General features: G+C 64.8%; 7 protein-coding genes. 3 read left to right on the top strand and 4 right to left on the bottom strand.

Features of this window, described 5'->3' with window-relative positions; translation table 11 throughout:
- The 3 genes from AC1D15_RS19730 to AC1D15_RS19720 form a co-directional block, all read right to left on the bottom strand.
- On the bottom strand, positions 1-953 hold a 953-nt coding region (locus AC1D15_RS19730; RefSeq protein ID WP_477827313.1), incomplete at its 3' end, for a SpvB/TcaC N-terminal domain-containing protein.
- A gap of 65 nt (positions 954-1,018) precedes the next feature.
- Positions 1,019-1,354 (bottom strand): hypothetical protein, encoded by a 336-nt coding sequence (locus tag AC1D15_RS19725; RefSeq protein WP_477827312.1) that lies wholly within the window; start codon positions 1,352-1,354, stop codon positions 1,019-1,021.
- A gap of 64 nt (positions 1,355-1,418) precedes the next feature.
- Positions 1,419-1,847, bottom strand: coding sequence for a hypothetical protein (locus AC1D15_RS19720; protein ID WP_477827311.1), 429 nt, complete (start codon positions 1,845-1,847; stop codon positions 1,419-1,421).
- A 497-nt stretch (positions 1,848-2,344) separates the two neighbouring features.
- Between AC1D15_RS19720 and AC1D15_RS19715 the strand changes: the two genes are divergently transcribed.
- On the top strand, positions 2,345-2,569 hold the full coding sequence (locus AC1D15_RS19715; RefSeq protein ID WP_477827310.1) for a hypothetical protein: 225 nt from the start codon (positions 2,345-2,347) through the stop codon (positions 2,567-2,569).
- Between the two features lie 34 nt (positions 2,570-2,603).
- Here the strand turns inward: AC1D15_RS19715 and cynS are convergent, their stop codons facing one another.
- Complete coding sequence (gene cynS / locus AC1D15_RS19710; RefSeq protein WP_047510140.1) at positions 2,604-3,047, bottom strand: cyanase; 444 nt, start codon at positions 3,045-3,047, stop codon at positions 2,604-2,606.
- Positions 3,048-3,115: 68 nt separating this feature from the next.
- On the opposite strand from cynS, the gene AC1D15_RS19705 reads away from it, so the two are divergent.
- Positions 3,116-3,802, top strand: coding sequence for a phytanoyl-CoA dioxygenase family protein (locus AC1D15_RS19705; RefSeq protein WP_477827309.1), 687 nt, complete (start codon positions 3,116-3,118; stop codon positions 3,800-3,802).
- A partial coding sequence (locus AC1D15_RS19700; protein ID WP_477827308.1) for an MSMEG_1061 family FMN-dependent PPOX-type flavoprotein occupies positions 3,799-4,338 on the top strand: 540 nt, incomplete at its 3' end. The genes AC1D15_RS19705 and AC1D15_RS19700, both read left to right, overlap by 4 nt.

The raw sequence follows: 4,338 nt of genomic DNA, 5'->3' as shown, positions 1-4,338 counted from the left end.
CTGCCGAGCTTGAAGCTCGTGACCGGAGCGCATGGCCCGGCCTTCCCGCAGAGCGTCAAGGACTGCATTGTCGATCGTTGATCCGCTTGCGAGGAATACGACGGGGTGTAAGTCGAAACGACGTTGCCGTTGGTCTTGGTGACGATTCCGGAGAGGCGAACGGACGTCAGGAACTGCTGACCGCCTTGGTAGGCGTTCAATTTTTCGGCTATGGAGCGAACGGCATAGTTGAATTCAACGTTGTTGGCCGCCGCCAGACCGGTCTTGGGGTTGCTGGTGTATTCAATCCGCAGCGGATAGGTGTTGAATTCGGTCGTGCTACCGGCGATCACCGACGGCAGGCCATAGACGATGCTTTGGGTGTTCCCCATCACGTCGGACACCTTGTTCAGCGCCCAGACGCGAATGCCTGCCGCGTTGGCTGCAAAGACCCGGCTGTCGCTACTGCCTCCGAATTCCATCGTCAGGCCATCCTTCGTCTTCACGACGAAAGATTGCGGGCCTGAAGCCGCCGCCCCCATTGCGGTGACCTTCAGGAATGCATCGATTTCAGTCCTGTACTCTGACCCCGCAGCGCCATAGGTGCCCGAGACCACCATCAGTCGCTTGCCATCGAGGCAGAAGCGGTCGTCGGAGGTGTAAAGAATGCCACCCTTGACACCGTCCTGAGGCGTCGTGCGCGGACAGCGGGTGATGGCAGGCAGCCCATCCAAGGTCCACCCGACGCCCAGCAAGCCGTTGCCTGCGCGGCTGCTGTAGCTCATGGAAAGCTTGGGCTCGATGCCCGCGATGCCGGGGGGCACCTGAATGGGAACGGTGTAGGTCGCCGCACCGAGCGGCGACACATCAAACTGACCGGGAATTCCCATCTGGACGGCGGCGAAGCATGGTGAGGCAACCGCAGCCGCGAGTGCCACGAAGACCGGGAGAACTCTTTGGACAAACTTTTTCATGGCACCTTCTACGTGAGCGTCACGCGGGGACTTGCTGGAAAACAAGTCAATGTTGATTCCGTCAATCAGGCCGAATAGATGAACTTCACCAGGCATCCGGCATTGCTGCCGAACATGCGCACCGTCGAGCCGCTGAGCTTGGACGCCAGCAGCAGCGCGTAGATGGCCTTGTTGTTCGCTTGTGCCGTGGCCTGGTCGGCATCGATGCCGTTCCACTTCAACCACGTGCCCGCACCGCAGGCCCCGGCGTTGGTGTCGACGGTGAACAGCACCGCCGTGGGCATGTAGGTCGCCTCGATGGCCGTGATATGCACGTTCGAGATCTGCCAGTCATAGGCCGTCTGCGTGGAGGCCGGCACGGCCATGGCGCAAGTCGCGAGGAACGCAAGCAGTTTCTTCATGAAATTCCAATCGGGGGTGATGTCGCCGACATAGACCCGCACCGGCGCATTGAGAAGTTCTGCGTCACCGCGGCAGCGTCACGGCGACCAGGCTGCAACGCCCCGGGAATGCAGTGACCGCCGGGTTGTCGGTGATGTACAGCGTGACGGGCTTCTGCGCCAGCAGCGCCATCGACAGCAGGCCGAACATGCGCTTGTCCGCATCGACACTCTTCAGCGTGGTGATGTAGTTCGGATCGCACGACATCCCGGTCGGGACCGAGAAACCGCCCACAACCTGAATCTCGAGATTCCCGGCCTGGTGACCAATGGCGTTGGCCTGGATCACCGCCACGAATTGAAGGTTGCCGGTGATGCTCCCTTCGGCAGCACAAGCATTCGAACCCACGCACCAGACTCCGGCAAGAAGCAACGCGCGAACGACGCATCCTCCGAGAGCACATGCCAGTCGGCACATCATTTCGCGCCCGCCAATGAAATACATCGTCTTCAACGCACATTCCTCGTTCAACGGACGCACGAGCGCTCCCCGCTTGCACAAGCGATGGACATCCCGGGCGATCCCTCCAGCACAAAGGCGCTCGTGGGYGCCTGTCGATTCATTGCGCGGTCAAGATGTGACCGCTGTCACCAACGTTAACCGAAGCCGGCTTGCTCCCGCAAGCTCGACCGCAATAAAAGATGTCGCCATCCTTCGATTTGTGGATGTCATCACTGTGCGTCTGGGGCGGCTCGATGCCCGCGATGCCGTGCCAACAGAAGCCATCGTGCGCGCGGCTATGCTCTCCGCCTTTGGTCAATCCATCGGGAGGAGTTTTCGTGTCTCTGAATCTTGGCTCGCATCTCAATTCCGCCCTGCGGTCAGCCACCAGCATCGCCTCTGCGCTGGTGCTCGCAGCAGCCATCATCCCCGCCGGTGCGCATGCAGACGCTGGATCGACCGGTTTCCGGCACATCGTCGACATCGGATGCGAAGGCGTGAATTGCTTCATGACCTTGGACGGGGCGCCCTTCCCCGGGCCGAGTGGCACCACCTGCGCGGCGCCGACGCTCGAGTTTCGCTGGGACGCCAGCACGCCCGGCGGCAAGCTGGCCTACGGATCATTCCTCGCGGCTTACGCGTCGGGCAAGGTGGTCTCGGTCTACTACTCGACTTGCTTCGTGCAGTGGAACGGCGTCTACCCGACCATCGGGTACTTCCACGTCACCGGATGAGCCACGCTCAGGCGGGCTCCAATACCTGCCTGGCTCAATACGTCTTGTACGGCAGGAACTTCCCGCTCATCACGATGCTGACCCGATCGCCCGCCGGGTTCGGCTCGCGCTGCAGATCCATCCTGAAATCGATCGCGCTCATGATCCCGTCGCCGAACTCTTCATGGATCAATTCCTTGAAAGTCGTGCCGTACACGCTGACCAACTCGTAGAAGCGATAGATCAGCGGATCGGTCGGCACCGAGGTCGGCAGCGAGCCCTTGTAGGGCACCACGCACAGCCACTTCTGCTCGGCATCGCTCAACCCGAAGATCTCGCCGAGCACGCCGGCCTGCTGCGGCGTCAACGTCATCTGGCCGAGGCAGGCGGCCGTCGTCCACTCCTTGCTCAGGCCGACCTTCGCGGCCACGTCGGACCACTTCAATCCCTTGGCGACCTTGGTCGCGATGATCTTCTCGGTGACATCGAGGCGGCTCATGGCAATGCTCCTGTGGACGGTGCAGGCCACGTAGCAACGATCGTGCTAGCCTGCCGCGCACCATGTCGATGCTGCTCACATCCCAGGCCTTCGAGGAAACCGGCAGCGCGCTCGTCCCCGCCGTCCTGGCGCCGGACGAATGCGACCGCGTCGCGGACCTCGTCCAGGCCCTGGGCGCCGCCGGCGCCGGCACGCGCAGCCTGCTCGCTCAGCCCTGGTGCGCGGCCCTCGCCCGCCGGCTGCGGCAGCACCCGGTGCTGTCCGGATGGATGCCGGCCGGCGGCGTCGCCGTGCAGTGCACCTTCTTCGAGAAATCCGCGGCCATCAACTGGCTGGTGCCGGTCCACCAGGACCTCGGCATCCCGGTGGCCGAGCGCGTCGACCACCCGGCCCTGCGCGCCTGGTCCGAGAAGGAAGGCGCGCTGTTCGTCCAGCCGCCCGCCGACTTCCTCGCGCAACTGATCGCCGTGCGCCTGCACCTCGATCCCTGCACCGCGCAGGACGGGCCGCTGCGCGTGATCCCCGGCACCCATCGCCGCGGACACATCGCCGACGAAGAGGCCATCGCGCTGCGCAGCCGGGGTCTCGAAGCCACCCTCTGCGCGGCGAAGGGCGACGCGCTCGTGATGCGCCCGTTGCTGCTGCACGCGTCGTCGAAGGCCACCGGCACCGGCCGCCGCCGGGTGCTGCACTTCCTGTTCGCACCCGCCGATCCGCCGCACGGCCTGCGATGGCAACATGCGGTTCAACCATGACCGATCCGACCACCACCCCCGCTCCCTTCACCGTCAGCGACCTCGCCACCCTCGAAGCCCTGTTCGGCACCGTCGGCGAGGCCTCGATCCGCAAGGAGGCACCCTCGCTGCACCCGGTGTACCGCCGCTGGCTGGAAGCCGCCCCGTTCGCGGTGCTCGCCACCAGCGGCCCGGGCGGGCTCGACGCCTCGCCGCGCGGCGACCCGGCGCCGCTCGTCACCGTGCAGGACGAGCACACGCTGCTGCTGCCCGAGCGGCGCGGCAACAACCGCATCGACAGCCTGCGCAACATCCTCGCCGACCCGCGCGTCGCGCTGCTGTTCATGATCCCCGGCGTCGGCGAGACATTGCGCATCAACGGCCGCGCCCGCATCAGCGTCGACCCGGCGCTGCTGCAGCGGCTCGCGATGGACGGCACGCCGCCGAAGTGCGTGATCGTCGTGCACATCGAGACCGTGCTGTTCCAGTGCGCCCGCGCACTGCAGCGCTCGAAACTGTGGACGCCGCCCGCAGCAGACGTGCGCAGCACCGTGCCG

This window comes from Rhizobacter sp. P2_H2, assembly GCF_056403375.1.
This window is presented reverse-complemented; position numbering and strand designations above follow the sequence as displayed.